A 24,276-nucleotide genomic window follows, 5' to 3' on the forward strand; every position below is an offset into this window, starting at 1 on the left:
GTCTCCGAGGGGAGATGATCGAAATGGCAAGGCAGCAGCAGATCGTCAAGCTTCCGCGTGTCCCCCGTAAGCCAAGCACCGACCTCGACCTCCGCACCCCGTCCGGCCGCGTCCTGCCCTACTGAGGCGCGTCCCCCCTGAGCTTCGCCCCGCACCACGGACAGAACTTGATCTTGATCATCGAGGCTCCGCCGTCGTGGATGATCAACCCCCACCGGCGGCGCTTCGCGCTGTGCCAGATGAGCTGATCCGGGCAGTCGAACGGGTCGTCGTGCTGGTCGCACCGGGGGGTCAAGTGGTAACGCATGTCCGCACAGCAGACTTTCATGATCTGAAGGTACTCCCCGGCCCTTCAGGACGCCGACGCGCTGCGTTCACCCCGGCGTCTCCGGCCGCTGCGAGGGTCGTTCCGTTTGACACGGAACGGAGTAACCCTTGCGACCTCGCATGCGCTGGACCGCCGGAGCCCTCGCGGGCGCGGCGCTGATCGCCGGCCTCGCCCCCGCCGCCCAGGCCGGCGGCGCGAAACCGCTCTTCGAGCGGGCCGCCACCTACCCGGTCTTCCAGAACCTGCCCAAGGGCGTCGATCCCGCCGACGAGACAGTCGCGGAGATCAGCGCCGTCACCGAGGACGGCAGGACCCTCATCTACACCGACGCCCCCGGCGAGCGGGTCGGCTTCCTCGACCTGTCCAAGCCCGGCTCCCCCAAGGGGCTCGGGACCCTCGACGTCAAGGGCGGGCAGCCGACGTCCGTCGCCGTCGTCGGGGCCTACGCGCTGATCGTGGTCGACACCAGCACGAGCTTCACCGCGCCGTCCGGGCGGGTCGACGTCGTGCGCGTCGCCGACCGGAAGATCGTCCGCAGCGTCGAACTCGGCGGACAGCCCGACTCGATCGCCGTGCGCGGCGGGTACGCGGCCATCGCCATCGAGAACCAGCGCGACGAGGACGCGACGCCGCCCGGCGGCAAGAAGGGCGACCTTCCGCAGGCCCCCGCAGGGTTCCTGCAGATCCTCGACGTCAAGGCCAAGGACCCGGCTTCGTGGAAGCTGCGCAAGGTCGCCTTCACCAAGGACGACGGGAGCGCCCTTCCCATCTTCGCCGCCTCCGGCATCGCCGCGCCGACCGACCCTGAGCCCGAGTTCGTCACGATCAACGGGCGTGGACGCGTCGCGGTGACGCTTCAGGAGAACAACGGGGTCGCGATCGTCGACCTCGCCTCCGGGCGGATCGAGGACGTCTGGTCCGCCGGGAAGGTGACGGTCTCCGGCGTCGACACCGTCGAGGAAGGCGTCATCTCGCCGACCGGGACGATCACCGACGTGCCGCGCGAGCCGGACGCGATCTCCTGGATTGACGACAACACCCTCGCCACCGCCAACGAGGGCGACTGGAAGGGCGGCAGCCGGGGCTGGACCGTCTTCGACGCGCGCGGCAAGGTGCTGTGGGACGCCGGGAACAGCTTCGAGCGCCTCGCCATCAAGTACGGGCACCACAACGAGGACAGGGCCGCCAACAAGGGCACCGAGCCCGAGGGGCTGACCGTCGCGACCTTCCAGGGCAAGCGGTACGCCTTCGTGGGGTCGGAGCGGTCGAACTTCGTCGCGGTCTACGACGTGAGCCGTCCGGCCAAGCCCGTGTTCGTGCAGTTCCTCGCGACGAACGCGGGGCCCGAGGGCCTGCTTGCGGTGCCGTCGCGCGGGCTGTTCATCGTCTCCTCCGAGAACGACGATGCGTCCGTGGGCGTGCGCGCCGGGGTGCAGGTCTTCAAGATCGGCAAGCCCCGGACGCTGGGCCTCGTGTCCGACACCGCCAAGGACGGCACGCCCATCGGCTGGGGCGCGATCTCCGGGCTGTCGGCCAAGCCGTGGAGCCTGAACGGGCTCTACGCGATCTCCGACAACGCGTACTCGCCGACGCGGATCTTCACGATCGACACCTGGACGACCCCGGCGCGGATCACCGCTGCCCTGACCGTCACCAAGGGGGGCTCGCCCGCTTCCTATGACGCCGAGGGCATCGCGGCGCGTCCTGCCGGGGGGTTCTGGATCGCGCATGAGGGGGCGAAGGGACCGGAGAACCTTCTCGTCAGGGTCTCGGCCAAGGGGGAGGTCGTCGAGGAGATCCCGCTTCCCGCCGACGTGTCCTCGCGGGCCGGGTCGCAGGGGCTCGAGGGGGTGACCGTCAGCGGGACCGGGAAGTCCGAGACCGTGTGGGTGACGCTGCAGCGGCCGCTGACCGGGGACCCGGAGAACGTCGTCCGGATCGGGCGTTATGTTCCGGCGACGGGCTCGTGGTCCTGGTTCGGGTACCCGATCGCGCCTTCGGCGTCGGCGGCCAACTGGAACGGGCTCTCGGAGATCACCCTCCACAACGGGAAGCTGATCCTCGTCGAGCGCGACAAGGCGTCCGGCACCCTCGCCGCGCACAAGAAGCTGTACTCGGTGCCGGTGCCCAAGGCCGCGTCGACGGGGCTGCCGATCCTCAAGAAGACCCTCGTCCGCGACCTCCTGCCCGACCTGGCCTCGCTGAACGGCTGGGTCCAGGAGAAGGTCGAGGGCTTCGCCGTCACCACCACGGGCCGGCCCTGGATCGCCACCGACAACGACGCGGTCCAGAACGCCACCGGCGAAACCGTCTTCCTCTCCTTCACCAACCACCTCCGCTAGCCCGGACGCACAAATCCCCGCCCGGTCCACCGGGCGGGGATTCCGTTGTTCTCAGGGCCCGCTCAGAGCAGCAGCCACAGCGCGGACTCCACGAACAGCCCGAGGACGGCGAGCGGCGCGAGACCGTCGATCACCTTGCGGGGCCGCACCCCGCGCACCACAAGCGCCTCGAACAGCGTGAGGAACCCGGCGATCCCGAACACCGCGCCCAGCCACGCCGCCCACCCGTCGCCGCCCGACGCCAGCACCAACAGGAACCCGAGCACCGCGGCCCCGGTCCCGGCCCCGTACATCCTGCGCTCCACATCAACCCCCATGTCCGTTTTGACGCAGCCACCGGGCCCTCCGCCGAACCCCACCACAAAGCGGACACGTCCAGCGGGGGATATCGGACACCCTTACCCCGTCCCCCGCCGCCCAACCGGACCGGGCATGGCGACGGCCGGGGCGGTCTGCCCGCCCCGGCCGTCATGCCCCGCTGCTACTTCCCCCGATGCCTGATGTCGCGCACCGCGTCCTTCATATGCTCCCCGGCCTGCTTGGCGCTGCCCTTGAGCCGATCAGCACGCCCCTCGGCCTCCATCGACCGGTCCCTGTTGTCCCGCCCGACGGCCTCCTTCGCACGCCCCTTCATCTGCTCGGCCCGATTCTTCATCTTGTCCAGGAATCCCATGGTGCCCCCTTAGCCAAATCCCTTACATAACCCCCCTTCCCCCCACAACACGATCAATGCGACGAACACCCACAAACTTCCCCACCCCCGCCGGCCCCGCCCCGTGAATACGCGGGCCTTCAAGGTCATTCACCTGGCCGAAGATCTACGCAGACCGCGATCTCGCCGCCAGCATCAACTACTACAACCGCCCGGATCAGGTGGCACGAGTGCGGAGCTGAACCACAAGCTCAACCTCCAACGCCGTCGCCAGACGCTCAAGAACCTGCAGGGTCGGAACCGTCCCACCGGCCTCGAACCGAGCGACCGCCGACTGCGTCATCCCGGCGGCTTCAGCGAGGCGGCTCTGGCTCCACCCCCGCCCCTCACGCAACCCCCTGACCACACGCCCGAGCTCGTAAGCGCGCCGAGCCGCCTCGTACGCCTCGGCAGCCCCCGGCTCCGCCATACGCCTTTCGCGAAGCCCATCCCAATCAGTCCGCCCACCCATCACTCCACCCTTCCTCCACGTCCACCATGTGCGCCTCCGCGACGCACACCCCCATACCTCCGGCCCCAATTCCACAGCACCTCCACAGCACCCCAAGCCATAGCACGGATGCTATAAGCGAGTGCACATGCCCGTACGGACAGTCACAAAAGAGAACCCCACCTTCTCACCCTCGACCACAGACCCGACACCTCGACGCACCGCCACGGCCGCCGCCGTGAGCACCGACTTCACGATGATTCCGACATGACGTGCCATCGGTCAGCCTCCGATCTTCGTCTGGGGACCGCCGTGGGTCTTCACCAGGGCCGGGACGTCGGCGGCGGGGTCGAGCCGGTAGGAGTAGAAGCTCTTCGGGTCGAACGCTGTGTCGTTCGTCTGCTGCTTGCCCGAGCATCCGACCAGGATGCTGCCGCGCTGCACGTTGTGAACCGACCATGGACAGCCTCCTCAAAAGATCGACCGGTCCGCACCCAAGAGCGCCGGGTGCCGCCGTGGTCAGGAGACGGAGCCGGATCCGCCCGAATAACGCCTTCCCGCAAGCCCGCCGCCTGATCTGCACCTATTCATGGGCAGGCGGTTAGGTCAGGGGCGGTGGTTTGGGCTGCTTCCCATGCTGTTGTTGTCAGTGGGGTTCGCTACCGTCGCGCTGTGCGTGGCCAGTCCTGCGGTAACCCCCACTGGTAGGTGTAACGCTGGCCTCCCTGGTTCTGCGAGAGGGCGGCCCAACCGGCCTAATCCGCGATCAGGCATAGCCGAGGGGCGCAGCACGACCCGAACTGGCCACGCACACGCCGCACCGCCTGATCCTGCTGACAGCGGTGCCAGCCAGCTCGCGCCGGGCGCTCGCCACCCGCGCCGCCGCGTGTTCCACGTCGGCGGCCGGGCAGGGCGGTTCGAGGTCCGGGGTGCTGAAGCGGTCGGGGCCCGTCCAGACCCAAACCACCACAGGGTTCCGGAGGCGTCTGGTTCGCAGGCGAGCTCACGCAGGAGGCCGATCGCGAACGTTCATCCTCTGACGGCTCTGTAGTGCTCGTTGAGCGCCAATGTGGACATCTGGATCAGCCGGGCAGCGTAGGGACGGGCCGGCCCCTTCGGAATCTTTCGGAAGGATCGGCGGAGCAGGGTGATGCCTTCCTTCAAGGCCCCGACAGTGAACGGGGGTAGACGATCACCGCGGAGGGTGTTCATCACCGCGCCTGCTATGTGCAGATCCAGGAGGACCGTGTCGTCAAGGCCGTCGGTGAATTTGAGGTCGTCGGGGAACGTGCGACCGCGGTGTTCGGCCCAGAGGATCGCGAGTTCGTCGCGATCCGTCCGGGTCATTCCGCCGGGGCGATGCCGATGGGGCAGCTGAGGCCGGTGCCGCCTAGGCCGCAGTAGCCGTTGGGGTTTTTGGCGTCGGAGAGGTATTGCTGGTGGTAGTCCTCGGCGTAGTAGTAGGCGGGGGCGGGGGTGATTTCGGTAGTGATGTCGGGGAGGCCGGCGGTGGTGAGGACCTGTTGGTAGGCGTCGCGGGAGGACTTGGCGGCCGCGGCCTGGGCGTCGGAGTGGGTGAAGATGGCGCTGCGGTACTGGGTGCCGACGTCGTTGCCCTGGCGCATGCCCTGGGTGGGGTCGTGGTTCTCCCAGAAGACCTTGAGGAGGGTCTCGTAGGAGACCTCGGCGGGGTCGAAGACCACCCGGACGGTCTCGGTGTGGCCGGTGCGGCCCGAGCAGACCTCCTCGTAGGTGGGGTTGGGGGTGTAGCCGCCCTCGTAGCCCACGGACGTGGAGATCACGCCGGGCGTGCGCCAGAAGACGCGCTCGGCCCCCCAGAAGCAGCCCATGGCGAACTCCGCGATCTCCGCGCCCTCGGGGAACGGGGGCGCGAGGGGCGCGTCGAGGACCGTGTGCCGTGGCGCGACGGGGACGGGGGTGTCGCGTCCGGGGAGTGCCTTGTCTGGGCTGACCATCGACGTCTTCGCGAATCCGAACATGTGGTAAGGATATCCGCCCGGTCAAGACAGGACTCAACCGAGCTTGGCTGATTACACCTTGGTACGCTGCCCGTCATGGAATCTCGGCGGGGGCTCGCGGCAGGGTTCGCGGCCTACGTACTCTGGGGACTTTTCCCCCTTTACTTCCCCCTTCTCAAGCCCGCGGGCGCGGGGGAGATCCTCGCGCACCGCATCATCTGGACGCTGGTCACCGTCGGCCTCCTGCTCACCGTCGTCCGCAAGTGGGCGTGGGTGCGCAGGACCACCCCCGCGCAGTGGAAGACGCTGTCCGCGGCGGCGGTCCTCATCGCCGTCAACTGGGGCACCTACATCGTCGCCGTCAACAGCGGGCAGACGATCGAGGCGAGCCTCGGCTACTTCATCACACCGCTGTTCTCCGTGCTGCTCGGCGTCGTCCTGCTGCGTGAGCGGCTGCGGAAGTGGCAGTGGATCGCGGTCGGGATCGGGACCGTAGCGGTGCTGATCCTTGCGGTCGACTACGGGCGGCCGCCTTGGGTCGCCTTGACGCTGACGTTCACGTTCGGCGTGTACGGGCTGTTGAAGAAGAAGGCGGCGATGGCGTCGGCGGAGAGCATGGCGGTGGAGTCGGCTGTCCTGTTCGTCCCGGCTGTCGGATTCATGCTCTGGACCCAGGTCGACGGGTCCGCCGCGTTCGGCCACGAGGGCGCCCTGAACGTCGCGCTGATGCTCGGCCTCGGCGTCGTGACGGCCGCGCCGCTGATGCTGTTCAACGTCGCCGCGCAGGCCCTGCCGCTCAGCACGGTCGGGCTCCTCCAGTACGTCGCGCCGGTTCTGCAGTTCCTCGTTGGCCTGTTCGTGCAGCACGAGCTGATGCCGGGAAGCCGCTGGGCGGGCTTCGGACTCGTCTGGTTCGCGCTGGCGATCCTCACTTTCGACGCGTTCCGCACGGCACGCAGGTCACGGACCGCCACACCAGTCACCGTGGGCGCTTGAGACACTTGCACCGGTCGGCATCGTTCGGCACTCTTACTCGAAACCACCCCGAACGCCCGGAGTCCCACCAGGTGAACAAGGTACTCGCGAGCTTGGTGCCAGGCACCGCCCTCATCGCGTCGATCCTCGTCGTCCCGGCCGCCCCTGCGGTCGCGGCGGCGCGGCCCGTCGCCGTCGACGCGGTCGCCGTCTCGGCCGTCTCCGCCGACTCGACGGCCAAGGCGGTCGCCGCGTCGCCGGCGCGGATCACGCTCGACATCAAGAAGGTGTTCCAAAGCGACCCGCTCTGGTGCAATCCTGCGGGTTCGTCCATCTCGCTGGGGACGATGGGGATCAGCGTCTCCCAGCGCGTCCTCGCCAAGAAGATGAAGACGAAGGCCCCCGCGGGGACGTACGACAACGTCGCCGTCAAGGTCCTGAACAGCTACGCGGCGCGCAAGGGGTACGCCTACACCCTCGTCTACGACGTCGACGACCCGGCGAAGCTCGCCGAACGCGTCATCCACAACGTCGGCGTGCTGCGCAAGGCCGTGCCGTTGCAGGTCTACATGCGCAAACTCCCCTGGTACAAGGGCCAGATCAGCAAGGGCAACCCCGGCCACATCATCGTCGCCTACGGCTACAACAAGAAGAACAAGACCATCAAGGTCTGGGACCCGTACAACTACTACTTCACCGGCGGAACCCACACCATCAAGGTCAAACGCCTCGCCAAGGCCACCCAGTCCGTCGACAACCGAGCCGGCATGTTCTACCTAGACCAACGCTGACCCACCCGCAGCCTCGCGGGGTGGTGTTGGTGCCACCCCTGAGGGGGTAAGTGGGGGGATCGTGGTTTCTGGGGGGGTGTGCCTAGGGTTTGGGGCATGACAGGGACCGGGTGGTGGCAGGGGCTGGCTGGGCCGTTCTCGGGGCGGGGGTGGCGGGCCACCGTGCATCTGGTGACGGGCGGGCCGGTCGCGCTTGTGGGGCTTGCCGTGCTCGGGGTCGCGGCTGCGCCCGCGGTGGCGGTGGTGGCCTTGCCGTTCGCCGTCGGGGCGGTGCTTGCGGCGTCGGGGGCGTTGGCGCGGGCGCAGCGGGGGCGGATTCGTGAGGTGCTCGGGGAGGTGATCATTCCTTCGCCGGGTGAGCGGCCCAAGGCGGGGCGTCCTGTGCGGGAGGCTCTGGCCGACAGGTATGTGTGGCGGAGGATCACGTTTCACCTGCTGGCCGGGGTGCTGCATCCGTCGGCTGCGGTGGTGGTCGTCGGGCTTTGGAGTGCGGCTTTCGCGCTGCCGGTGTTCGCGTTGCTCGGTGCGTCCGGGTGGCTGCCCGAGCACTCCGTGCTGGGTGACGTGCTCGGCGGGCCCGTCGTCTGGGTCGCGGCCGGTACGGGGGTCGTCCTGCTCTGGGTCACGCCGTGGATCGCGCGGGGGCTCGCCGTGCTCGACGTCGCGCTGGCCAGGGCGCTCCTCGGCCAAGACCGGGCCGCGCGGCTGCACCGGAGGGTGGAGACGCTGACGCGCAGCCGCACGGCCGTCGTCGCGGCGACCGACGCCGAACGCCGCCGCATCGAACGCGACCTGCACGACGGGACACAGCAGCGGCTCGTCGCGCTCGCGATGAACCTGGGGATGATGCGGGCATCCCATCCTGATCTCCCAGAAATCGCCGAGGCGCATGAGGAGGCCAAGCAGGCGCTGGCCGAGCTGCGCGACGTCGTCCGGGGGCTGCACCCGGCCGTGCTCGACGACCGGGGCCTCGCCGCCGCGCTCTCGGGGATCGCGGCGCGCTCGCCCGTCCCGGTGACGCTCGACGTGGCCATCGCGCGGCGGCCGTCGGCGGTCGTGGAGTCGGTCGCTTATTTCATCGTGTCGGAATCCCTGACGAACACCGCGAAACACTCGGGGGCGACGCGTGCCGACGTGGCCGTCGGACGGGCTGGGGACCTCCTGCGGATCACCGTCCGCGATGACGGGACGGGCGGGGCGGACCCGTCACGTGGGAGTGGGTTGCGCGGGTTGGCCGACCGGGCGCGGTCGGTCGACGGGGCGCTGGCCGTCCACAGCCCCGTGGGCGGGCCCACGACGATCACCGCGGAGCTGCCATGCGGGTAGTCATCGCCGAGGACTCGGTGCTGCTGCGGGAGGGCCTGGTCCGGCTCCTGGAGCGCGACGGGTGCACCGTGACGGCCTCCGTCGGCACCGCCGAAGGGCTCCTCGCCGAACTTGACCGGGAGCGGCCCGACGTCGTCGTCACCGATGTGCGGATGCCGCCGTCGCACACCGACGAGGGGTTGCGGGCCGCGCTCGTCATCCGGAGGTCGTGGCCCGAGGTGGCGGTGCTCGTGCTGTCGCAGTACGTGGAGGAGCAGTACGCGACCGAGCTGCTGGCCGGCCAGACGACGGGCGTCGGCTACCTGCTGAAAGACCGGATCGCCGACGTCACCGAGTTCCTTGACGCGCTCCGCCGGGTCGCCGCGGGCGGCACCGTCCTCGACCCCGAGGTCGTCTCGCAGCTCCTGGTACGCCGGCGCGGCGACCGGCTCGACGCCCTCACCCCGCGCGAACGCGAGGTCCTCGCGACGATGGCCGAGGGCAGATCGAACGCCGGGATCGCGGCCGCGCTGCACATCGGCGAGAGCGCCGTCGCCAAGCACATCAACAACATCTTCGCCAAGCTCGGCCTCGCGCACGCCGACAACGACCACCGCCGAGTCCTCGCCGTGCTGGCCCACCTCGGCGACCGCCCCTGAGAGGACACCCCCCTTGACCGACCCCGCCGACCGTCGCCCCCGTCCCCGCTGGCTTGGCCCGGGCATCGCGCTCACCGTCCTGGCCATCCTCGCCGGAGCCCTCGCGATCCTCAGCCCCCTGTTCCTGCGCAGCGAGATCACCGACAGCGTCCACAACTCCGTCCCTTCCCTCCTGCAAATCGACGCCGACACACTCAACGGCCTCGACATCTCCCCGGGCGAACCCGGCAAGATCTCCATCGAGCGCACCGTCAGATGGGCCCTGACCCGCCCCGAGATCACCGAGGAATGGACCGACGGAACCCTCCGCCTACGCGTCCACTGCCCCACCAGAATCGGCGCCTGCGACGCCTCCTACACCCTCAGAATCCCCCCGACCACCCACCTGAAAATCCGCGCCTCAACAGCCCCCATCACCGTCACCGCCCTGACCGGCACCCTTGACCTCACCACCGACACCGGCTCCATCATGGCCCGCGACATCACAGGCCCGATAACAGCAAAGGTCCGCACCGGCACCATCGACCTCACCAACGCCACATCCCCCACCACCCAAGCCGAAGCCCAGGTCGGCGACCTCACCCTCCACTTCACCAACCCCCCACAATCCGTCCACGCCACCACAACCACCGGCAACATCCAAATCCACCTCCCACCCGACACCTACCAACTCGACGCCCAAACCAGCACCGGCACCCCCCGCTCGACAATCCCCCACACCCCCGACGCCCCCCGAACCATCCACGCCTCCACAACCGCCGGAAACATCTCAATCGACTCTCTCCCCTAAACCCCACAAACCCCATCAGCCCAATCCACTTCCACCGGCCGAACCTCACCACCCCCCACGCCCACCCCCGCCAGAAACCGGCTCACCGCCGAACTTCGGAGTGCCTAATTGGGCAGTGCCGAAGAAGCGCAGGTGTAGTGGCGGGGAAGAAGGCGACGGCGTCGATCCCGGGCCATTCGGGGGTTCGGGTGGCTAGACCGGTTGTCGGACTGGGTCGGGCGTGCAGGTCGGCCAGCCGAGATCGGTGGTTTCTCCGCTCGTGTGGATCACGTGTACGAGGTTGTCCCGGGCGAAGGCGCTGATGGCCCTGGAGAGCTTCGGTTCGTCCCCTGCCGGCGTTCGGTAGCGCCGGGTGAAGTCGATGAAGTCCGCCGTCAGTCGGAAGCGGCCTTCCAGGAGGCAGAGGTTTTCGGCTCCGTGGATCTGCTCAAGTGTGCGGGCTTTAGCGGGGTCCGGCTTCTCGATCAGGGCCGCCATGTGGCGGACTCCGCCGCTGGCCGAGGTGATGAGGACTCCTCGGCGGCCCGCGAGCTCTGCCTGGTAGGGCCGGGCGTAGACCGCGATGTCTTCGGCGGGCGTGCGGCTGAGGGCGGTGATCGGGTTGGCGTCGAGGTAGAGGTTGTCGCCGAAAGCGACGTACATCGAGGAGATCTGGGCGGCGCGGGCGAGGTGGTCGGCTCCGTTGATCACCGAGCTGAGGTCGGCGTAGGGACCGTCTTGGGCGATGAACTCGACGAGCAGATCTCTGAGGGGGTCTGCGCCGGGGAGCCGGAGTCCGGAGGCTCGCTGGTAGCGGGCTCGGCCATGGGCGCTGAGGGCATGGCGTGCCCAGGCCGCGTACGCCTCGTAGTAGCGGTGGTAGACGATGACGACGTGCGCGGGCCCGGACTGGGCGATCTCTTCGAGGAGGTGGAGGAGTCCGGGCCGTCCGTTGACGGGATAGAACTCCTTGGGCAGGTAGCGGGACCAGGCGTGAACGCGGGTGCCGAGCCCTCCTGCCGCGATCACAACCTGTATCGGCTGGTCGTGGGTCACTGGGCTGCTCCCTGGGATAGCTTGCGGGGATGCTGAACGTTCGGGTGACCGGAGTCGTCGTCGAGGACGACGAGATCCTGCTGCTCAACCAGGACACCGACACAGGCCGGGCGTGGTCCCTGCCCGGTGGGAAGGTCGAGGCCGGGGAGAGCCTGGCCGAGGCGCTGGTGCGGGAGATGCGCGAGGAGACCGGTGTCGAGGTAGCGCCCGGCCGGCTGCTCTACGTCTGCGATCACCTGCCGGGCAACAGCGCCCATGTCGTCCACATCACCTTCGAAGCCCGCCGGACGGGCGGCGTCCTGGGCGAGGTCGCTGCCGGTGCCGACACGCGGCCCATCCGGGGCGTGGAGTTCGTGAAGGTCGACGATCTGCCCTCGCTGGGGTTCAGCGAGAGGTTCGCCGGTCTGGTCCGGGACGGGTTTCCGGAGGCCGGGTCCTATCAGGGCGCCAAGTCCAACATCGGCCTGTGACGCGGTGGCCAGGCCGATCATGTGCGTGAAGGTCGCGCCGCGCCTGATGAGTTGCGCCTCGGGGCGGGAGAGGTAGTCCAGCCAGTCCCGTGCCAGGTTGGCGAGGGCGTCTGATCGGAGCGGCGCGGCGGGACGGTCACGCACGACGCGGATTCCGACGCCGCGCGAGCTGCCGGTGAGGTGGCGGTGGCGGGCGCGGTGGATCTCGCGGGCTGTGGAGGGGGTGTTCCAGGCGGCACCGTGGATCCATCGGGCCGCAGGCCCCTCTAGGAGGGTGTTTGGTCCAGGGCCGTCTGAGCACCAGACTTGAAGGTTGCCGACGAGGTGGTGGATGTCGGTGCCGGAGCGGCCCGCTTCGGTGATCGGGGTGACGTCGCCGTGGGCGTAGTCGGAGTTCGTCGCGCGTGGGTCGCGGCCAGACCCGTCGATCATCTCCGTGCGGGTCGGGAGCCGCCCGCCGTCGGCCAGGGCGAACAGCGCGGCACCGATCCAGGTGACCCAGTAGGCCGGGTGGTCGTCGTAGCCGGGGCGCACGGTCCACCGGCCGTCGGACGGGTCGCGATGCAGGCGTCCGCCGCGCTCGTGCGGCATCGGGCACACCAGCAGGTGCGTGCCTTCATGGCTGTTGTCGAGCCCGGCGTCGGACAATGCGTTGAGGAACGCGGCGAACTCGGCGTTGCCGACCAGCAGGTTCCGCCACTCCACAGGCCCGTGCCGGACGTAGGTGACGCCGATCGCAGACCGCGGGCTCCCGGGAGTGCTCCGTCGGGCGGCCGGTCGGCGCTTGGCGGCGGGGCTTTTCAGGAGGTACCGGTGGTCGCCGGCCAGCCAGCAGGCGGCCCGCTCAGCCGATGCCGCGGGAGCGACGTCGCGGGCGATCTTGAGGGTGATCGCGGTGGTGGAGCGGACGAGTTCAGCGCCGGCGGGGTCGAGGTAGGCGACCGGGTCGGTCTTCGGCCGGTTCGTAGCGAAGGTGTCGTCGCCTTCACCGAAGCGGGCGGGTGCGGCGGGCGGGGCGAGGTCGGCCGCCAGGTCGGGCAGTGCCTCGGTCAGGAGCCGGAGCGCGGTGCGCTGGCCGGACAGCGCGCTCTCGTAGGGGAAGACCAGGATGTCGCGGTCGCCGAGGGCTTCGGCGAGCAGGAGAGCGTTGAGAACCTGGAGACGGACGAGGGCGACGAGGTCGGTGGGCTGGTCGTCGGGGACGAGCGGCGCATACCGGGCGTGCCGGATCCGGCGGGTGGTGGCGACCATCTGCTGGTACCGCGCCGGGTAGTCCCACCGGCGATAGAGGCATCCGCGCGCGAAGGAGGAGGCGACGCCCAGCGGGCTGCGGGTCAGGACGGTGATCGGCGCGTCGGGGAACAGGGCGAGCAGGTTCGACAGGGCGAAGAACAGGTTGGTCTCCTTCACCGTCTGCCGGACCGGCCCGTACTTGCTTGCGACGAACTCCGCCAACCACAGCCGTCCGTAGGGGCCGAGCCGTCCAGCGGCGCACTTGAGGTCTCCGACGTGGACGTTGAGCGCCGACAGCGGGTGGTCGGGGCCGAGCTGCTGCCGGAACGGCTCATTGTGCTGGCCGGATACGGCCCGCAGGGTGTCCGACAGCCAGTTGGATCCGACCCGCTCGCTGGTGCCCAGCATAAGCAGCGGCGGGTGGAGCGTTATCTCGGCGGACGCGGCAGCGGCCTTCATCCGGCCGATGTACTGGCTGATCTCTTCGGAGATCTCGTCCATGGGCTGGTCACCTCCACGGTTGGGCCAGGACTCCCACCTCACCCCGAAGACGCCACAGACCGCACAGGAGACGGCATGTGCGCGGTTGCGGCGACCGTGCGCACCTTGCGTGTTCTTGCGCGGTCAGTGACGGGACTGTTCCTGTCCGCTTACTGTGGGGGCGGGCTGAGTCGACCCGTTCCGACGGTGGGAAGGTCAACGTGGCGAGTAGACCGGTCAGCAACCACAGCTTGGCCGACCTGCTGGCCGAGGCCGCCTTCGACCGCTCTCACGCCGCGTTCGCCCGCCAGGTCAACCGCGCCGCCGCCCGTGAACACGGGCTGATCCTCAAGTACGACGGTGCGTCGGTGTACTGGTGGCTGCGTGGCCGTCACCCCGAGCAGCCCGGTCCCGAGCTCATCGCGCGCGTGCTGGGGGCGCGGCTGCACCGACAGGTGTCGGTCGCCGAGCTCGGATTCACCGGCCGCGACACTGATCGTGATGCCCTCGCCTTTCCCGTCACGGTGCCCGAAGCGGTCGAGACCGCCGCCGGGCTATGGCGCCGGTTCGGCCAGCGGGACGCGCCCGCGAGCACCGCGCCGTTCGTCACCGCCGCGGCAGCCGAGGCCGGCTGGCGCTGGCACTTCGACCCACCGGACACCTCGGTCGCCCGGACCGCGGGCCGGAACGTCACCGCGCAGGATGTCACGGCGCTACGGGACTGCTTCGAGCAGTTCCTCGACCTCGACCGACGGCACGGCGGCGGTCACGCCCGGACCTTCCTGGCCGACTTCCTCACCCGCGACGTCGCCCCGCTGCTGCGCGGCTCCTACACCGACCCGGTCGGCCGCGACCTGTTCTCCATCGCCGCCGAGCTCACCGGGGTGGCCGGATTCATGTCCTACGACATCTCCCAGCAGGGAGCCGCGCAACGCTCCTTCATCCAGGCGCTGCGCCTGTCCAAGGCATCCGGCGACCGCACCTACGGCGCCCACATCCTCGCCAACCTCGCCACCCAGGCCGTCTACCTCCGCCTGCCCGGCGAGGCCGTCCGGCTGGCGCGCGCCGCGACCGACGGAGCCGGCCGCCGCCCCACTCCCACCGTCGCGGCCCGGCTGTTGTCCAGCCAGGCCACCGCCCACGCCGTCGCCGGCGACCTGCGCGGCTTTCAGGCCGCGATCGGGAAAGCCGCGGACGCCCTGGACCGAGCCGACGGCACCGGCCCCTCCTGGGCCCGCTACTTCAGCTCCGCCCACCTCGCCGGAAGCGCCATGCGATCCCTGCTGGACCTCGGACGTCCCGGCGAAGCCCTCACCCACCAGAACCAGGTGATGAACCTGCCCTCAGGAAACGTCCGCACCCGGGCCCTGCACACCGCGCTCACCGCCACTGCCCTCGCCCAGGCCGGGCACATCGACGCCGCCGCCCACCGCGCGCTGGAGGCCCTGGCCCTCGCCCAGCGAATCCGCTCCCGACGCGCCCAGGACCGGATCAGCCTGCTCGCCGCCGCCCTCACCCCTCACCGGGACATCGCGGAGGTCGGTGACTTCCTCGACCAGGCCGGAACTGACCTGCCACGTCCCAGATGACGCGGATCTCTCACCGGCCTGGCTCCTGCGGAGTACCGTCAAAGAGATGACCCAGCCCTACCTGCCGCCCGCACAGTGGTATGAGACGCTCCCGACCGTGTACGTGTCGGTCGTCGTCCTGCTCACCGACGCCGACGACCAGGTCCTCATGGTCAAACCCAACTACCGCGGCTACTGGCAGATCCCCGGCGGCATCATCGAACACGGCGAGGCCCCCCACGAGACCGCCGAACGCGAGGTCGTCGAAGAGCTCGGCCTCAAGCCTGATATCGGGCGGCTTCTGGTGATCGACTTCGTCCCAGCCCACGGCGACAGGCCCAGGCCCATGATGAACTTCCTGTTCGACGGCGGCACCGTCACCGACCCCGCCCAGATCCGCGTCCAGAACGCGGAGCTCGACGGCCACGGGTTCTTCGCCTGGGACGAAGCCGCCGCACTGCTGCCGACGGCGACTGCGGCCAGGATCCCCGCCGCCCGCACCGCCCGCGCGACCGGACAGACGCTCTACCTGCCCGCCCAGCCCTGACGGGCACCACGCGAGTGCGTGGTGTTCGGAAGGGTGTGGAGATGCGGAACCCCCGGCAGGGTGGCTGTCGGGGGGTGGGGGGTTAGAGGGTGTTGGTGCGGATTCGGGTGGTGAGGTGGCTCAGCTGGGAGCGGGTGACGGTCAAGGGGGCGGTGTTGGGGTTCTTGCTGTCACGAATCCCGACATGTCCGCGTAGGTTGGCGAGCTCCACGCACGCGTCGCCGGTGGCGTTGCTGTAGCTGCTCTTGCGCCAGTTCAAAGGGTTCATGGCCTGGACCTCTAAGGGTGCGCGGCAGCCCTGATCAGGGCCGCCGACTCGTCGGGTGGCAGAGCGATCTTGTGCAGTCGCTCTAGAGCAACCCTACAACAGGTGACTTTGCGTGGTTGTTCAAGATATGCACCGCCCATGAAGCCCTCGACATAAGCGACGTCCGGGTCCAAATCTGAAGCGAAACGGAGAAGGATGCATGGCCCGTCGACGCCGGGATGGGCACCGACCGCCTTGGGCAAGATCTGGATTGTGACGGTCGGTCGCTCGGCCTCGGCCAGGAGGCGGAGGAGTTGGCCCTGCAAGACTTCAGGTCCTCCGATCGGCCTTTCGAGGACCGCCTCGTCGAGAATGACGTGGAGCCGGGGCGCGGGATTACGGGACAAGACTGTCTGCCGCGCCATCCGCGCCCGCAGTTTCTGTTCGAACTCCAGGTCGGACACCTCGGTGGTCGCCATCAGGGCGCGGGCGTAGTCGGCCGTCTGGAGCAGGCCGGGGACGATGTAGGGAGCCCACTCGATGATTTCGGAGGCTTCGTCTTCTAGGGCCACATAGGGGCCGGTGAGGATGCCGGTGAAGTCGGTCCACCAGTTTCGCTGGTCGGCTTCGCGGGCGAGGGTCAGAACGGCGTCGCGGTCGGGGCTCTCGACGCCGTAGACGTCGAGAAGGTTCGCGACGTCCTGTTCGCTCACTTTGTTCCGTGCCGACTCGATGTAGGAGAGCTTCTGCTGGGACCAGCCGAAGCGTCCGGCTACCGATGTCTGGCTTAGCCCCGCTGTCTCACGTGAGTCCTTGAGGATCCTCGCGAGGCGTCGGGCCCGCACGGACGGGATGTAAGTCGGCGTCGCCATGGCGCATTCCTCACGATCTGTCCAGAGTTACAGGTTTCAGCGGCCGGATAGGGACATCAAGTTTGTTGTTATCACTGGACTTTAGGGATAACAACAGCCACTATCTCGGTACATCCGGTCACTGCAAGCTACCAACGACGGAGCGGTCATGGACGAGGAATTCCAAAGAACGCGTACGAGCCGGGCGGGACTTGAGCTTGTGGGGTTTGCGCGGCTTCGGGCTGATGAGTTGATGCCGGGGCGGGCGCGGAAGTGGGCGGCGGGGGTGTCGAAGACGTGGGCGACGGAGGCGGCGTTGGACACGTTGCGGCTGCTCACGTCGGAGGTCGCTACGAACGCGCTGCAACATGGGGGTGCGCGGGGGATCGTGCGGGTCGCCGTGTTGCGGCGGGAGGGGGAGGGGCGCGTCCGCGTCGAGGTTTATGACGAGGGGGGTGGGGTGCCCTGTCGGCGGGTCGCGAGAGAAGACGACGAGGACGGGCGGGGGCTATTCCTGCTCGACGTGCTCGCGCACTCGTGGGGGCACGACCCCGGGCCCGATGGGCGGGGGACTCTCGTCTGGTTCGAGATCGACGCCAAAGCCGACGGGTGACGGGCGGGGCCCTTGCCGGGCCGCCTGTCGCGATCACCGCACATCAAGCACGGACCCGACCTGCGGGAGTGGTCCTGGTCAGGAAGCGAGTCCCCAGCTATGCGCGAACATGACGGTGTTCCCCTCGACGGCAACGCCTCCTCCCCCGGCCCGACGCGCACCCGGCCGGATTGCCAGGGTGCGGAGCAGGAGCGGATCGTAGGGATTCTCGGCTCCTTTCCGGAGGTCGTGACGCTCTGGTGGGGGGCGTCCACCGGGGTCTGGCGGGCGCTCGTCCGGGTGGGCGGGCGGGACATGTGGGCCGAGGCCGAGAACCTTGACGGGCTTGGGCATTTTCTGTGGCGGCTGCTGCGCTCCCCCGCCTCGCGCCGCGCGCCCAGCGGCGGGGCGCGTGGTGCGGCGTCCGGGGCTGCCGGGGCGGTGCGGCGGCAGGCCGGGGTGTTGGCTCTCTCGGGGGCGGGTGGGTCGCTTCGGCGGGGGGCTTCCGGGGCGTCGGGCGCGGCTGGGCCGCCGGGATCTCGGCCGCCGACGTCGCGGCCTCGGCCTTCCAGACCACCCGCCCGGCCCCCCGCGGCACGGCCACCTGTGCGGGCGCAGGGCGGGCGGCAGGTGCGGCCCGAAGTGCCCGCCACGGACGACGACTACTGGCCCGGTCTTCCCCTGCCGCGCAGAACCCCCAGGCCGCGGAAGGCGGGGGTGCTAGCTCGCGTCGGCGGTTGGTTCCGGGCGCGGTGGGCGTGACCCCGGACAAGGGGGAAGGGGGCGGGCGGTGGCCCGTCCCCTTTGTTGAGGTTCGCGGGGTCAGCCGGTTCGGGAGACTACGTAGTCGCAGAGGCCGGTTAGGGCTTGGCGGGCGGGGATGTCGGGGAGGGTGAGGAGCTGGGTGCGGGCGTCTTCGACCCAGCGGCGGGTGTCGGAGCGGGCGCGTTCCATGGCCGGGTGGGCGCGCAGCAGGGCGAGGGCCTCGGCGTGGTCGGCGTCGTCGGCGATGGGGCCGGACAGGAGGGTGCGGAGGCGGTCGTCGCCCGCGGACTCGCCGCTCAGGACATGGAGCATCGGGAGGGTGCGGACGCCCTCGCGCAGGTCGGTCCCCGGCGTCTTGCCCGACTGGAACGACTCCGACGCGACGTCGAGGATGTCGTCCGACAGCTGGAACGCGACGCCGATCTTCTCGCACGCCGACGTCAGCGTGTCCACCACATGCTGTGACGCCCCCGCCATCATCGCCCCGAACTGCCCCGAGGTCGCGATCAGGGAGGCTGTCTTGTCCGCCACGACCTGGAGGTAGTGCTTGAGCTCGTCGCCGCCCTCCGGGACGCCCACGGTCTCCTGGATCTGTCCGCGCACGAGCCGCGCGAACGTCCGCGCCTGCACCCGGACGGCCTCGGGCCCGAGGTCGGCCAGCAGGTCCGAGGCCCGGGCGAACAGGTAGTCCCCGGTGAGCACCGCGACGCTGTTGTTCCACCGGGAGTTCGCCGAGGCCGCGCCCCGCCGGAGCGGGGCCTCGTCCATGACGTCGTCGTGGTACAGGGTCGCGAGGTGGGTCAGTTCGAGCACCACCGCGGCGGGGACGACGTCCGGCGCGGTGGGGTCGCCGAACTGGGCGGCGAGCAGGACCAGCATGGGCCGGAACCGCTTGCCGCCCGCGTTCAGCAGGTGTTCGGACGCCTCGGTGAGCAGTGCGTAGTCGCTGTGCACCGTCTCCAGCAGCAGGGACTCGACGTCGCCGAGCCCCTGCTGCACCTGGGCGGCGAGCGCGTCGTCCACCCGCAGATCGAACGGAACGGCAGCACTCACGTAAGCGCCCCCTTCTGGCTAACGGACGAAAAGCTGACCTGCCGCCGTGTTGGCCAGGTCGAGCAGTGGCTGCGGAAGCACACCGAGTACCACAGTAGCCGCAAGCCCGAGGGCCACCGCCGCCGCGGTCGCCGGGGCGACCACGATGGACGGGCCGTCGGGCTCGGGGTCGCTGAAGAACATGACGACGATCACACGGACGTAGAAGAACGCCGCGATCGCCGACGACAGCACGCCCACGATGACGAGCGGGGTGGCCCCGCCCTCGACGGCGGCGGTGAAGACCGCGAACTTCCCGCTGAACCCGCTCGTGAGCGGGATGCCCGCGAAGGCGAGCAGGAAGAACGCGAAGATCCCCGCGACGACCGGCGACCGACGCCCGAGCCCCGCCCAGCGCGACAGGTGTCCCGCCTCGCCCCCGGTGTCCCGGACCATGCTGACGACGGCGAACGCGCCGATGGTCGCGGCCCCGTAGGCGGCGAGGTAGAACATGACCGCCGACAGCCCGGCCTCGGACATCGCGACGATGCCGGTCAGCAGGAACCCCGCGTGCGCGACCGACGAGTAGGCCAGCAGCCGCTTGATGTCGGTCTGGGTGATCGCGACGATGGCGCCGACGATCATCGTCAGGATCGCGACGGCCCACATCATCGGCCGCCAGTCCCAGCGCAGCGTCTCGAACGACACGTAGAACACCCGCATGGTCGCGCCGACGGCCGACACGAGCGTCCCGGACGCCATGAGCGCGGTGACGGGGGTCGGCGCGCCCTGGTAGACGTCGGGCTTCCACGAGTGGAACGGAACCGCGCCGAGCTTGAACAGCAGCCCGACGGCCATGAGCGCGAACCCGATGTACAGCACGAGCGACGGCACCTCGACGGGCGCGCCCGCAGCCGCACCCGGCCCGGACTGCACCGCGAGGGCGATGTCCCCGAGCTTGACGCTGCCCGCGTACCCGTAGACCAGGGCGATTCCGAAGAGGAAGAACGCCGAGGAGAACGCGCCGAGCAGGAAGTACTTGACGGCCGCCTCCTGCGAGAGGAGACGACGGCGTCGCGCGAGCCCGCACAGCAGGTACAGCGGCAGCGACATGACCTCGAGCGCCACGAACATGGTGAGGAGGTCGTTGGAGGCGGGGAACATGAGCATGCCCGCGACGGCGAACATGACGAGCGGGAAGATCTCGGTCTGCACCGAGCCCTTCGCCAGCGCCTGCGCCTCGGCCTCGCTGCCGGGGACCGCCGCCGCCTGGGCGGCGAACGTCTCCTGCTGCCGGTCGGCGACGAGCAGGAGGCTGAGGATCGCCATCACCAGGATGGTGCCCTGCATGAACAGGGTGGGCCCGTCGGTGGCGAGCGCGCCTTCGGCGTCGACGCTGTGCGGCTTCTGGTTGACCGCGAGCATGATCAGCCAGATCAGCGCAGAGCCGAGTCCGGCGAACGCGAGCGGGATCTGGACGCGGCCGCGCCAGCCCCGTCCGACGACGGCTTCGACGAGCACGCCCGCGACAGCCACGCCGAGGACGATGAGCATCGGCGCGAGGTGGGAGTACTCGATGTGCGGCGCGCGGAAGTTCTCCGCGGCCAACACCGCAGTTTCACTAATCACGGCTGGCCTCCAGGGGCTTCCGCCACGGTGGGCTCAGGGTCGTGCATGTCGACGACCGAGAGGGTGTGCTCCACCGTCGGGTTGATCACGTTCACGATCGGCCCGGGGAAGAAGCCGAGCAGGACGATGACGGCGAGGATCGGGCCGATCGCGGCGAGTTCCCGTCGGCTGAGGTCGGGGAACGCGCCCTTGCGGGAGATCGCCTCGGCGGCCGGGCCGCCCGCGATCCGCTGGTAGGCCCACAGGACGTACAGCGCGGCAAGCACGATGCCGGACACGGCGATGATCGCCGCGACCTGGTACCGGGTGAACGTGCCGACGAGGACCATGAACTCCGAGACGAACGTCGACAGGCCCGGCAGCGACAGCGCCGAAAGGCCCGCGATGAGGAACGTCCCGGCCAGCAGCGGCGCGACCTTCTGCACGCCGCCGTAGGCGTCGATGCGTGCCGAGCCGCGCCGGACGATGAGGTAGCCGGCGGCGAGGAACAGCGCGCCCGTGGAGAACCCGTGGTTCACCATGTAGAGGATCGCGCCGGACTGCGCCATCGACGTCATCGCGAAGATGCCGAGGACGATGAACCCGAAGTGGCTGATCGAGGTGTAGGCGATGAGCCGCTTGAGGTCGACCTGGCCGATCGCCAGGACGGCCCCGTACACGATGCTGATCACCGCGAAGACGATCACCACCGGCGTCGCCCACTTGGACGCCCCGGGGAACAGCTCGAGGCAGAACCGGATCATGCCGTAGGTGCCGATCTTGTCGAGCACCCCGACGATGAGGACCAGCGCGCCCGCCGGAGCCTGCGCGGCCGTGTCCGGCAGCCAGGTGTGGACGGGGAACATCGGCGCCTTGATCGCGAAGGCGATGAAGAAGCCGAGGAACAGCCACTTGGCCGTCGCCGGGTCGATGTTCACCCCGGTCAGCTCGGTGATGAGGAAGGTGTTCTTGTCCGCCACCACGTACAGCCCGATGACGGCGACCAGCATCAGCAGCCCGCCGAACAGGGAGTACAGCAGGAACTTCACCGCCGCGTACGACCGCTGCGGCCCGCCGAACAGGCCGACCAGGAAGTACACCGGGATGAGGATGGCCTCGAAGAACACGTAGAAGAGGAAGACGTCGGTCGCCGCGAAGACGCCGATCATCATCGACTCCATGAGGAGGATGAGCGCGAAGTACGTCTTCGCCGAGCGCGACCCGACGACCCCGAACGGGGTCTTGCCGGGCTTGCCCGCCTCCTCGGCGGCCTTGGCCTGCTCGGCGCGGGCCGCCGCGACCTCCTCGAACGCGCCGCCGTAGCGGTCGGCGGCGGTCCAGCTGGCCAGCATGACCAGCGGGACGAGGATGAGCGACAGCAGGACGAGGACGAGCGCCATGCCGTCGAGTCCGACGGCCCAGTGGACGCCGAAGTCCTTGATCCACCAGTAGGTCTCGGCGAACTGGTAGCGGGCGGTGGAGCCGGTGTCCCAGCCAGCGGCGAGGGTGACGCCGAAGACGAGGACGAGGAGTGCGACGCCGAGCCCGATCTGCTTGGCGAGCTCGTCCCTGCCCTTGGGCAGCAGGGCGACGACAAGCGCGCCGAGCGCGGGGAGGGCGATGAGTGCGGAGAGCATCAGATCCTCACCACCAGGAGCGCGGCGACCAGGAGGCCCGCGCCCAGGAACATGGACAGTGCGTAGGACCGCACGAACCCGGTCTGGAGCCGCCGGACGCGTCCCGACGTGCCGCCGATCCCGGCCGCGAGGCCGTTGACGACGCCGTCGACGCCCCGGTTGTCGAACCAGACCGAAAGGCGGGTCAGCCACTGGCCGGGCCGCATGAGCAGCGACTCGTTCAGGGCGTCGCCGTACAGGTCGCGGCGCGCGAACGTGGTGAGCCACGACCCGCGCGGGGCCTCGCGCGGCACCGGCGCGGCGCCGTACTTGAACCAGGCGATGACGACGCCGACGACGACGAGCGCCAGCGTCACGATGCCGACGGCGCTGAAGTAGTCGTGCTCGGTGTGCGGGGTGCGCGTGACGGGTTCGAGGAACGCCCCGAACCTGTCGCCGAGCATGAGGAACCCGCCCATCCCGATCGAGCCGACCGCCAGGACCACGAGCGGGATCCACATGACGGGCGGGGACTCGTGCGGGTGCGCGTCGTCGTCCCAGCGGGCCTTGCCGAAGAACGTCATGAAGATCAGGCGCGACATGTAGAACGCGGTGATGGCCGCGCCGACGATCGTGCAGATCCCCAGGACGGTGTTCTCGTGCCAGGCGGCCTCGATGATGCCGTCCTTGGTGAAGAAGCCCGAGAACGGCGGGACGCCGATGATGGCGAGGTAGCCGAAGAAGAACGTCACGAAGGTGATCTTCAGGCTGGTGCGGAGCGCGCCGTACTTGCGCATGTCCACGTCGTCCTTCATCGCGTGCATCACCGAGCCCGCGCCGAGGAACATCCCGGCCTTGAAGAACCCGTGCGCGATGAGGTGGGCGATGGCCACGACGTACCCGACGGGGCCGAGGCCCGCGGCGAGGACCATGTAGCCGATCTGCGACATCGTGGACCCGGCGAGGGCCTTCTTGATGTCGTCCTTGGCGCAACCGATGATCGCACCGGCCAGCAGCGTGGCCGCGCCGACGATGGCGACGACGGTCTGCGCGGCGGCGGACGCCTCGAAGATGACGCCGGAGCGGACGATCAGGTAGACGCCCGCGGTGACCATCGTCGCCGCGTGGATGAGCGCCGACACCGGGGTCGGGCCCTCCATCGCGTCGAGGAGCCAGGACTGCAGCGGGAGCTGCGCGGACTTGCCGCACGCGCCGAGCAGCAGCATCAGCCCGAGCGCCGTCATGACTCCCTGGGACGCCCCCGACACCGCGCCGAAGACCTCCTCGAACGCCAGCGACCCGAACGTGGCGACCATGATGCCGAGCGCGATGACCAGGCCGATGTCGCCGACGCGGTTGACGACGAACGCCTTCTTGGCCGCGACGGCGGCGGTCGGCTTGTGCTGCCAGAACCCGATCAGCAGGTAGGACGCCAGGCCGACGCCCTCCCAGCCGATGAACAGGCCGAGGTAGTTGTCCGACAGGACCAGCAGCAGCATGGCCGAGATGAACAGGTTGAGGTAGGCGAAGAAGCGCCGACGGTTCGCGTCGTGCGCCATGTAGCCGATGGAGTAGATGTGGATGAGCGTGCCGACGAAGGTGATCAGCAGGACGAAGCTGATGGACAGCTGGTCGAGCAGGATGCCGAGGTCGAAGCTCAGGTCACCGGTCTTGAAGAACTGGTAGAGGTGCACACTGCGGGCGCGTTCCTCAGCGCCGTAGCCGAGCATCTGCCAGAACATCGCGAAGCCGAGCACGAACGCGCCGCCGGACAGCAGCGTGGCCAGGTAGTGGCCCCACTTGTCGGTGGCGCGCCCGCCCAGCAGCAGGACCGCGGCCCCCAGGAGGGGGAGCGCGATCAGCAGTCCGGCCCAGGACTGGAGTCCGGTCGCGGCGAGGATGTGGCTCTCCATGCCCCGCT

At 69.4% G+C, this 24,276-nt stretch carries 24 protein-coding genes and 1 pseudogene; 10 read left to right on the forward strand and 15 right to left on the reverse strand.

Going from position 1 to position 24,276, the window contains the following annotated elements; all coding sequences use genetic code 11:
- Positions 1-118: 118 nt before the first annotated feature.
- Entirely contained in the window at positions 119-328 is a 210-nt protein-coding gene (locus R9X44_RS18110) for a DUF6980 family protein (RefSeq protein WP_413774954.1), read from the reverse strand.
- Positions 329-435: 107 nt separating this feature from the next.
- On the opposite strand from R9X44_RS18110, the gene R9X44_RS18115 reads away from it, so the two are divergent.
- Positions 436-2,670, forward strand: coding sequence for an esterase-like activity of phytase family protein (locus R9X44_RS18115; protein WP_319815375.1), 2,235 nt, complete (start codon positions 436-438; stop codon positions 2,668-2,670).
- 62 nt (positions 2,671-2,732) lie between these two features.
- On the opposite strand, the gene R9X44_RS18120 is transcribed toward R9X44_RS18115, so the two are convergent.
- The 6 genes from R9X44_RS18120 to msrA all read right to left on the reverse strand — a co-directional run bounded on the left by R9X44_RS18120 (position 2,733) and on the right by msrA (position 5,812).
- Positions 2,733-2,987: a hypothetical protein gene (locus R9X44_RS18120; RefSeq protein ID WP_319815376.1), complete on the reverse strand. Its 255-nt coding sequence runs from the start codon at positions 2,985-2,987 to the stop codon at positions 2,733-2,735.
- A 164-nt stretch (positions 2,988-3,151) separates the two neighbouring features.
- The gene (locus R9X44_RS18125) at positions 3,152-3,343 is read right to left on the reverse strand and encodes a CsbD family protein (protein WP_319815377.1); all 192 of its coding nucleotides are present in this window, start codon (positions 3,341-3,343) and stop codon (positions 3,152-3,154) included.
- A 196-nt stretch (positions 3,344-3,539) separates the two neighbouring features.
- A complete protein-coding gene (locus tag R9X44_RS18130; RefSeq protein WP_319815378.1) occupies positions 3,540-3,833 on the reverse strand; it encodes a helix-turn-helix transcriptional regulator in 294 nt (97 codons plus the stop codon).
- A 261-nt stretch (positions 3,834-4,094) separates the two neighbouring features.
- Entirely contained in the window at positions 4,095-4,256 is a 162-nt protein-coding gene (locus tag R9X44_RS18135; protein ID WP_319815379.1) for a hypothetical protein, read from the reverse strand.
- A 585-nt stretch (positions 4,257-4,841) separates the two neighbouring features.
- The gene (locus R9X44_RS18140) at positions 4,842-5,159 is read right to left on the reverse strand and encodes a hypothetical protein (protein ID WP_319815380.1); all 318 of its coding nucleotides are present in this window, start codon (positions 5,157-5,159) and stop codon (positions 4,842-4,844) included.
- Positions 5,156-5,812, reverse strand: a complete 657-nt coding sequence (gene msrA / locus R9X44_RS18145; RefSeq protein ID WP_319815381.1) for a peptide-methionine (S)-S-oxide reductase MsrA — start codon at positions 5,810-5,812, stop codon at positions 5,156-5,158. The genes R9X44_RS18140 and msrA overlap by 4 nt, the downstream gene beginning before the upstream one ends.
- A 75-nt stretch (positions 5,813-5,887) precedes the next feature.
- On the opposite strand from msrA, the gene rarD reads away from it, so the two are divergent.
- The 5 genes from rarD to R9X44_RS18170 all read left to right on the forward strand — a co-directional run bounded on the left by rarD (position 5,888) and on the right by R9X44_RS18170 (position 10,311).
- Positions 5,888-6,787 (forward strand): EamA family transporter RarD, encoded by a 900-nt coding sequence (gene rarD / locus R9X44_RS18150; protein ID WP_319815382.1) that lies wholly within the window; start codon positions 5,888-5,890, stop codon positions 6,785-6,787.
- A 71-nt stretch (positions 6,788-6,858) separates the two neighbouring features.
- Positions 6,859-7,557: a C39 family peptidase gene (locus tag R9X44_RS18155; RefSeq protein ID WP_319815383.1), complete on the forward strand. Its 699-nt coding sequence runs from the start codon at positions 6,859-6,861 to the stop codon at positions 7,555-7,557.
- Between the two features lie 96 nt (positions 7,558-7,653).
- A complete protein-coding gene (locus tag R9X44_RS18160) occupies positions 7,654-8,883 on the forward strand; it encodes a sensor histidine kinase (protein ID WP_319815384.1) in 1,230 nt (409 codons plus the stop codon).
- Positions 8,874-9,521, forward strand: coding sequence for a response regulator transcription factor (locus tag R9X44_RS18165; protein WP_319815385.1), 648 nt, complete (start codon positions 8,874-8,876; stop codon positions 9,519-9,521). Before R9X44_RS18160 ends, R9X44_RS18165 begins: the two co-directional genes overlap by 10 nt.
- Positions 9,522-9,534: 13 nt before the next feature.
- Entirely contained in the window at positions 9,535-10,311 is a 777-nt protein-coding gene (locus tag R9X44_RS18170; protein ID WP_319815386.1) for a DUF4097 family beta strand repeat-containing protein, read from the forward strand.
- A 192-nt stretch (positions 10,312-10,503) separates the two neighbouring features.
- Here R9X44_RS18170 and R9X44_RS18175 read toward each other — a convergent pair whose 3' ends face one another.
- Positions 10,504-11,346, reverse strand: a complete 843-nt coding sequence (locus R9X44_RS18175; protein ID WP_319815387.1) for a sugar phosphate nucleotidyltransferase — start codon at positions 11,344-11,346, stop codon at positions 10,504-10,506.
- A gap of 29 nt (positions 11,347-11,375) precedes the next feature.
- Here R9X44_RS18175 and R9X44_RS18180 point away from each other — a divergent pair, with 29 nt between their 5' ends.
- Entirely contained in the window at positions 11,376-11,816 is a 441-nt protein-coding gene (locus R9X44_RS18180) for an NUDIX hydrolase (protein ID WP_319815772.1), read from the forward strand.
- A 150-nt stretch (positions 11,817-11,966) separates the two neighbouring features.
- Here the strand turns inward: R9X44_RS18180 and R9X44_RS35775 are convergent.
- Positions 11,967-13,550 (reverse strand): annotated as a pseudogene (locus tag R9X44_RS35775) (hypothetical protein); the annotation flags it as partial.
- A 200-nt stretch (positions 13,551-13,750) separates the two neighbouring features.
- Here R9X44_RS35775 and R9X44_RS18185 point away from each other — a divergent pair.
- Both R9X44_RS18185 and R9X44_RS18190 read left to right on the forward strand, forming a co-directional pair.
- The gene (locus tag R9X44_RS18185) at positions 13,751-15,118 is read left to right on the forward strand and encodes a hypothetical protein (RefSeq protein ID WP_319815388.1); all 1,368 of its coding nucleotides are present in this window, start codon (positions 13,751-13,753) and stop codon (positions 15,116-15,118) included.
- 46 nt (positions 15,119-15,164) lie between these two features.
- Complete coding sequence (locus tag R9X44_RS18190; RefSeq protein WP_319815389.1) at positions 15,165-15,644, forward strand: NUDIX hydrolase; 480 nt, start codon at positions 15,165-15,167, stop codon at positions 15,642-15,644.
- 82 nt (positions 15,645-15,726) lie between these two features.
- Here R9X44_RS18190 and R9X44_RS18195 read toward each other — a convergent pair whose 3' ends face one another.
- Both R9X44_RS18195 and R9X44_RS18200 read right to left on the reverse strand, forming a co-directional pair.
- Positions 15,727-15,912 carry a DUF397 domain-containing protein gene (locus R9X44_RS18195; RefSeq protein WP_319815390.1) on the reverse strand — a complete coding sequence of 62 codons (186 nt, stop codon included), beginning with the start codon at positions 15,910-15,912 and terminating at the stop codon, positions 15,727-15,729.
- 11 nt (positions 15,913-15,923) lie between these two features.
- Positions 15,924-16,763 (reverse strand): helix-turn-helix transcriptional regulator, encoded by an 840-nt coding sequence (locus R9X44_RS18200; RefSeq protein WP_319815391.1) that lies wholly within the window; start codon positions 16,761-16,763, stop codon positions 15,924-15,926.
- A gap of 232 nt (positions 16,764-16,995) precedes the next feature.
- Here R9X44_RS18200 and R9X44_RS18205 point away from each other — a divergent pair, with 232 nt between their 5' ends.
- A complete protein-coding gene (locus R9X44_RS18205; protein WP_319815773.1) occupies positions 16,996-17,355 on the forward strand; it encodes an ATP-binding protein in 360 nt (119 codons plus the stop codon).
- 801 nt (positions 17,356-18,156) lie between these two features.
- On the opposite strand, the gene R9X44_RS18210 is transcribed toward R9X44_RS18205, so the two are convergent.
- The 4 genes from R9X44_RS18210 to nuoL all read right to left on the reverse strand — a co-directional run bounded on the left by R9X44_RS18210 (position 18,157) and on the right by nuoL (position 24,268).
- Positions 18,157-19,152 carry a polyprenyl synthetase family protein gene (locus R9X44_RS18210; RefSeq protein ID WP_319815392.1) on the reverse strand — a complete coding sequence of 332 codons (996 nt, stop codon included), beginning with the start codon at positions 19,150-19,152 and terminating at the stop codon, positions 18,157-18,159.
- Positions 19,153-19,170: 18 nt separating this feature from the next.
- Entirely contained in the window at positions 19,171-20,685 is a 1,515-nt protein-coding gene (nuoN, locus tag R9X44_RS18215) for an NADH-quinone oxidoreductase subunit NuoN (protein WP_413774962.1), read from the reverse strand.
- A gap of 71 nt (positions 20,686-20,756) precedes the next feature.
- Positions 20,757-22,376, reverse strand: a complete 1,620-nt coding sequence (locus R9X44_RS18220) for an NADH-quinone oxidoreductase subunit M (protein ID WP_319815394.1) — start codon at positions 22,374-22,376, stop codon at positions 20,757-20,759.
- Entirely contained in the window at positions 22,376-24,268 is a 1,893-nt protein-coding gene (gene nuoL / locus R9X44_RS18225) for an NADH-quinone oxidoreductase subunit L (RefSeq protein ID WP_319815395.1), read from the reverse strand. The genes R9X44_RS18220 and nuoL overlap by 1 nt, the downstream gene beginning before the upstream one ends.
- Positions 24,269-24,276 lie beyond the last annotated feature (8 nt).

Source organism: Actinocorallia sp. A-T 12471, assembly GCF_033875155.1.
GTDB lineage: Bacteria > Actinomycetota > Actinomycetes > Streptosporangiales > Streptosporangiaceae > Actinocorallia.

Coding starts and splice junctions, on each gene's coding strand:
- R9X44_RS18190 (WP_319815389.1), top strand. CDS start 15,165: ATGACCCAGCCCTACCTGCCGCCCGCACAGTGGTATGAGACGCTCCCG.
- rarD (WP_319815382.1), top strand. CDS start 5,888: ATGGAATCTCGGCGGGGGCTCGCGGCAGGGTTCGCGGCCTACGTACTC.
- R9X44_RS18125 (WP_319815377.1), bottom strand. CDS start 3,343: ATGGGATTCCTGGACAAGATGAAGAATCGGGCCGAGCAGATGAAGGGG.
- msrA (WP_319815381.1), bottom strand. CDS start 5,812: ATGTTCGGATTCGCGAAGACGTCGATGGTCAGCCCAGACAAGGCACTC.
- R9X44_RS18205 (WP_319815773.1), top strand. CDS start 16,996: ATGCCGGGGCGGGCGCGGAAGTGGGCGGCGGGGGTGTCGAAGACGTGG.
- R9X44_RS18200 (WP_319815391.1), bottom strand. CDS start 16,763: ATGGCGACGCCGACTTACATCCCGTCCGTGCGGGCCCGACGCCTCGCG.
- R9X44_RS18195 (WP_319815390.1), bottom strand. CDS start 15,912: ATGAACCCTTTGAACTGGCGCAAGAGCAGCTACAGCAACGCCACCGGC.
- R9X44_RS18140 (WP_319815380.1), bottom strand. CDS start 5,159: ATGACCCGGACGGATCGCGACGAACTCGCGATCCTCTGGGCCGAACAC.
- R9X44_RS18165 (WP_319815385.1), top strand. CDS start 8,874: ATGCGGGTAGTCATCGCCGAGGACTCGGTGCTGCTGCGGGAGGGCCTG.
- R9X44_RS18130 (WP_319815378.1), bottom strand. CDS start 3,833: ATGGGTGGGCGGACTGATTGGGATGGGCTTCGCGAAAGGCGTATGGCG.
- nuoN (WP_413774962.1), bottom strand. CDS start 20,685: ATGCTCATCGTCCTCGGCGTGGCTGTCGCGGGCGTGCTCGTCGAAGCC.
- R9X44_RS18160 (WP_319815384.1), top strand. CDS start 7,654: ATGACAGGGACCGGGTGGTGGCAGGGGCTGGCTGGGCCGTTCTCGGGG.
- R9X44_RS18120 (WP_319815376.1), bottom strand. CDS start 2,987: ATGGGGGTTGATGTGGAGCGCAGGATGTACGGGGCCGGGACCGGGGCC.
- R9X44_RS18220 (WP_319815394.1), bottom strand. CDS start 22,376: ATGCTCTCCGCACTCATCGCCCTCCCCGCGCTCGGCGCGCTTGTCGTC.
- nuoL (WP_319815395.1), bottom strand. CDS start 24,268: ATGGAGAGCCACATCCTCGCCGCGACCGGACTCCAGTCCTGGGCCGGA.
- R9X44_RS18110 (WP_413774954.1), bottom strand. CDS start 328: ATGAAAGTCTGCTGTGCGGACATGCGTTACCACTTGACCCCCCGGTGC.
- R9X44_RS18180 (WP_319815772.1), top strand. CDS start 11,376: ATGCTGAACGTTCGGGTGACCGGAGTCGTCGTCGAGGACGACGAGATC.